Here is a 4,572-nt window from a genome sequence, read left to right as displayed (position 1 = left end):
GCTGATCTCCCCCCTTGAGGGGGAGATGTCCGGCAGGACAGAGGGGGGCGACATAAGGCATAATCTTATCCGATCATCCCCTCGCCATCCGGGCTTCGCGGCCACCGCGGCGGCGACCACCATTGCCGTCTCCGGGTGCGTTGACGGCAACCGGAGCCGCTACAGCGTGCCCTCCTTCGGAAGGCTTGTAGTCCTTGTAGGTCTTTATCCAGTTGGTGCAGTTGGGGTCGGTGCCGTTGAGCACGTTGGCGGCGCGGACAGCTTCCATTTCCTGCGGGCGCACGGGATTCATGATCGCGCTCGTCATGCCAGCACCGATGACCATCGGAATGAAACCGGCATTGATGCCGTGGCGGTGCGGCAGGCCAAAGGAGATGTTGGACAGGCCGCAGGTGGTGTTGACCTTGAGTTCCTCGCGCAAGCGGCGCAGCAGCGCAAAGACCTGGCGGCCGGCGTCGCCGAGTGCGCCGATCGGCATCACCAGCGGGTCGACGACGACGTCATGGGCGGGAATGCCGAAATCGGCGCAGCGCTCGACGATCTTCTTGGCGACCGCGAAGCGGACGTCGGGATCCATCGAAATGCCGGTCTCGTCATTGGAGATGGCAACCACAGGCACGTTGTACTTCTTGATCAGTGGCAGGATGGCTTCAAGCTTCTCTTCCTCGCCGGTCACCGAGTTGACGAGCGGGCGGCCCTTGGCAACCTTCAACGCGGCCTCGATCGCCGCTGACACCGAGCTGTCGATGGCGAGCGGCAGATCGACCAGGTTCTGGACGATCTCGAGCGTCTGCACCAGCAGGCCCGGTTCGGTCTCGTTCGGGTTGACCGAGGTGACGCCGGCATTGATGTCGAGCATTGTGGCGCCGCAGGCAGCCTGCTCCAGCGCGTCGCGGATGACCGTCTCGAAATTGCCGGCGATCATCTCGGCGGCCAGCTTCTTGCGGCCGGTCGGATTGATGCGCTCGCCGATGACGCAGAAGGGCTGGTCGAAACCGATGACGATTTCGCGGGTCGCCGAGGCGACGATGGTGCGGGTCATGAATCCTCCGTAGGATATAAAGATTTCTTTATATCGTTGTTTGGTTTCGTTCAAGCGCGGCGATCGCGCCTGCCTGTCAGTGCGCGGTCTTCACCATGTCGACCTGCGATTCGGTGACGTCATCGTGCAGGATGTGCTCAAGCCGCTCGGCGACACGCTGGTCGTCGGCGCGGRCCTCGCGCTTCCATGGGCGACGGCCTTTCAGAACGCCCGATTCATCGACGATTTCGGCAACATATTCCTCCTGCCGGTAGGCCATGACGTGAACGCCCGACACGCCGGCGATCTCCTTGACCTCGTTGATGATGTCGATGCAGAGCTGCTTGCCTTCCTTCTTCTGGTCCTGGGCGCCTTCCAAGCGCTTGATGATTGCATCAGGGATGTGGATGCCCGGCACGTTGGCGCGGATCCATTTGGCGGTCTTGGCCGAAGCCAGCGGGCCGACGCCAACCAGGATGAAGCATTTTTCGTCGTAGCCGAGATCGCGCACCTGGTTCATGAAGGTGCGGAACATCGGCACATCGAAGCAGTACTGGCTCTGCACGAACTGGGCGCCGGCAGCAATCTTCTTGCCCATATGAACAGGCCTGAAATCATAAGGCGGGGCGAAGGGGTTGACCGCGGCACCAAGGAAAAGCTGCGGCGGCGTGGTCAGCTTGCGGCCAGACAGGAATTTACCGTTGTCGCGCATGATGCGAACGGTTTCGAGCAGCGACATCGAATCGAGATCGAACACCGGCTTCGCGCCGGGCTGGTCGCCTGCCTGCACACCGTCGCCTGTGAGGCACAGGATGTTGGCGACACCCATTGCGGCGGCACCGAGAACGTCGCCCTGGATGGCGATGCGGTTCTTGTCGCGGCAGGCGATCTGCATGATCGGCGCGTAACCCATGCGGGTGAGCAGGGCACAGATGCCGACGGACGACATGTGGCAGTTGGCGCCCGATGCATCGACCGCATTGATGCCGTCGACCCAGCCATCGAAGATCTTGGCGCGATTGTAGACGTCTTCGGGATCGGCGCTGTCGGGCGGGTTAAGTTCGGTGGTGACAGCGAATTCGCCTCGGCGCAGCACGCGCTCGAGGCGGCCGCGCGACGAATGGCCCGGCAGCCGATCAAGCGGCAGGTCGATGCCATCAGGGTGTTCGTCTGGCTGGCGCGGGCGCGGCGGGGTCATGCGACTTCTTTCGTGGCAACTTCGCGCGTGGTCGCAGCTTGGGCCGTCACCCTGAGCCAGGCCGAGGTTTCGCGCAGCGACTGATCGACCGGCTTCTGGACGTTGAGGATGGCGTCGCCCTTGACCATGTTGCGCGAGCCTTCCCAGGCCTTGACCCAGACGCAGGGCATATCCGGCTCGACCTCGCAATTGCCGTTGGCGCGTACTCCGCCGCAAGGGCCGTTGCGCAGCTGTTTGGGGCAGTTCATCGGGCAGGACATGCCGGTGGAAGACAGCACGCACTGGCCGCACATGCGACAGTCGAACATCAGGCCCTTGACGCGTTTTTCGACAAATTTGATCGGGGCTTCGACGCGGCCATAGCCGATCTTCTTCCACAGCGGGTGCAGCATCAGGAAGGCGTCGGCGAACCTGCTGTAGAACCATTCGAGCAGGCCCGAATGACGTATCGACCACAGCCGCACGGTGTAGCTGCGCTGGACACGGCGCTGCGGCGACACGTCGGCTGGCTTGTAGTCGCTTTTGGGCGCGGCCTTCTTGACCAAAGTCGCCTGGGTTACTGTCGGCTGGGTATCAACCATCTTCCTTGCCGCCTGCCTTGACGAGAGCGACCAGCCGCTCGCGTGTGAAGTTCGCATCGATCTCGGCCATAGCCTTGTCGGCTTCGGCTTCAAGGTCGTCGCTGACCGGAACCGGTAGGGCTTTGCGCCACTCCGCCAGATAGGCGTCGGTGTCGCCGGCACCAGTACGCATGGCGCACATGTCGATCGCTTCAGTGAAACGCAGCGGCAATTCGCGCTTGGCGTTCTGCCGGCCCTTCTTGACGATGACCTGTGCAGGGATGTCGCGCCAGTAGACGATGATCAGGTCGGCCATTTCGGTCTCGCTTTCAGTCACGTTGAGCTTTGCCGCAACCATGCGGATGCTGCTTGTTATGGGACGACGCGCGCGCATTCAAAAGCGACGCGATGCGATGTCGCAAAAGATAGCGGTGGGATGTTGGTGTCAGCGTCTACCAGACGCCGCGACGGATGCCTGTCCAGAGGTACTGCCAGACGGTTGGATGGTACCACTGCCGGGAGGGCAGGCCGGTGTCGACCGGCGTCAGTCGGTCGGCGAGTGCGTCTTCGACGGCCCGGGCGCAAATGTCGCGCGAGAAGGCTGCCTGGCGCATGGCATAGCTGGCGATGGTGTCGCCTTTGCCGGGTTTTCCCCTGGACTGATACAGCACCGCGCCGGTGTCGACGCCCGCATCGACCAAATGCACGGTCGAGCCGAAATTATCCCGGTCGCCTGTCGCAAGCGCCCAGTACCCGCCGTTCATGCCGCGATATTTCGGATTGATTCCGGAATGATAGTTGATGACCGGGCAGGGGATGGCGGCGAGCGTTTTGGCCGACAAAAGACGGCAACTGGCGAGGAACACCACAGTGGGCTCAAGTCTGCGGACAGTTTCCACGAGTTCGGGGCCATTGGCGGAAGAAACCGAAATGATCTCCTGGCCACTACGCGGTTTGGTAGAGAGGTTCTCCTCCGCAATCAGGCGTTTGATGCCACGGTTCAGGAACCGTTTTGTGATGCGGATGAAAACCATCGTGCCCAATTGGCCGGCGACGGAGACCCAGCCAAGCTTCTCGGCGCGGCGCGTCAGAAGCTCGCGTTTGGAATAAGGCGTTTCGAGAACGACTGATATCGGCCCGAAGCGGTCGGTCAGGCTGTTGATGATGGCCCAGATATGTTCGCCGCCTTCGGTGACGAAGACGATCGGCCTGCGGTTCATTTAGCCTACCCCAGCCAAGCGAGGAAAGCGTGCGTGGCAAAGCCCGCACCGCCGACCACCAAACCGACGACAGCAAGGGAGGCCACGCCGACGACGCTGCCCACAGCAAAAAGGATGCCGTCGCGTTCAGACAACGCCAAACCCAGCAGGGCCGTTGCAAAGGCCGGCAGCCAGTTGCCGAACGGGATCGGCAGTGTGATCGAGACGGACAAGATGAGCGCGATGATGCCGATCACGCGGTCACCGCGTTTGCGCCAGAACGGCCAGTAGCGCGGCCGTACTACCTCTTCGAGGCGGATGAGGCGGGGGATGACCCAGTCGGTGAGGGAGCGGAACTGCTCGGCCGACAGCGAGCGCTGCGTGATGAAACCCGGCAGCCAAGCGCGATTGCTGCCGAAGGCCATTTGTGCCGCCACGATCAAGAGCGGCAGGCCAAGCACGGCCGAGGCACCTGGCGGCAGCGGCAACATGTTGAAAGCGGCAAACAGGACCAGCAGCGGCGCAAAGCTGCGCTTGCCAAGCGTATCGCGGATGTCGCCGATCGATATGCTGCCTTTGGCGTCGCGGGCGATC

6 protein-coding genes are annotated in these 4,572 nt (G+C 62.5%); all 6 read right to left on the bottom strand.

Translation table 11 applies throughout. From position 1 onward, the window contains the following. Positions 1-73: 73 nt before the first annotated feature. Positions 74-1,042, bottom strand: coding sequence for a methyltetrahydrofolate cobalamin methyltransferase (locus tag AC1DUU_RS23890; RefSeq protein ID WP_476785862.1), 969 nt, complete (start codon positions 1,040-1,042; stop codon positions 74-76). 76 nt (positions 1,043-1,118) lie between these two features. Then, positions 1,119-2,219, bottom strand: coding sequence for a methylenetetrahydrofolate reductase (locus AC1DUU_RS23885; protein ID WP_476785861.1), 1,101 nt, complete (start codon positions 2,217-2,219; stop codon positions 1,119-1,121). Then, entirely contained in the window at positions 2,216-2,800 is a 585-nt protein-coding gene (locus AC1DUU_RS23880; RefSeq protein WP_476785860.1) for a methylenetetrahydrofolate reductase C-terminal domain-containing protein, read from the bottom strand. Before AC1DUU_RS23880 ends, AC1DUU_RS23885 begins: the two co-directional genes overlap by 4 nt. After that, positions 2,793-3,095, bottom strand: a complete 303-nt coding sequence (locus AC1DUU_RS23875) for a virulence factor (protein WP_476785863.1) — start codon at positions 3,093-3,095, stop codon at positions 2,793-2,795. The genes AC1DUU_RS23880 and AC1DUU_RS23875 overlap by 8 nt, the downstream gene beginning before the upstream one ends. A gap of 136 nt (positions 3,096-3,231) precedes the next feature. After that, entirely contained in the window at positions 3,232-3,999 is a 768-nt protein-coding gene (locus AC1DUU_RS23870) for a formyl transferase (RefSeq protein ID WP_476785859.1), read from the bottom strand. A gap of 5 nt (positions 4,000-4,004) precedes the next feature. Beyond that, positions 4,005-4,572 (bottom strand): exopolysaccharide biosynthesis protein (locus AC1DUU_RS23865; RefSeq protein ID WP_476785858.1); only part of this gene is annotated, 568 nt, incomplete at its 5' end.

It is taken from the genome of Aminobacter sp. P4_H6_2 (genome assembly GCF_056400805.1).
Note: the sequence above shows the minus strand (reverse complement) of the source record. Positions and strands in the feature narration are given on the sequence as shown.

Coding starts and splice junctions, on each gene's coding strand:
- AC1DUU_RS23890 (WP_476785862.1), bottom strand. CDS start 1,042: ATGACCCGCACCATCGTCGCCTCGGCGACCCGCGAAATCGTCATCGGT.
- AC1DUU_RS23880 (WP_476785860.1), bottom strand. CDS start 2,800: ATGGTTGATACCCAGCCGACAGTAACCCAGGCGACTTTGGTCAAGAAG.
- AC1DUU_RS23875 (WP_476785863.1), bottom strand. CDS start 3,095: ATGGCCGACCTGATCATCGTCTACTGGCGCGACATCCCTGCACAGGTC.
- AC1DUU_RS23870 (WP_476785859.1), bottom strand. CDS start 3,999: ATGAACCGCAGGCCGATCGTCTTCGTCACCGAAGGCGGCGAACATATC.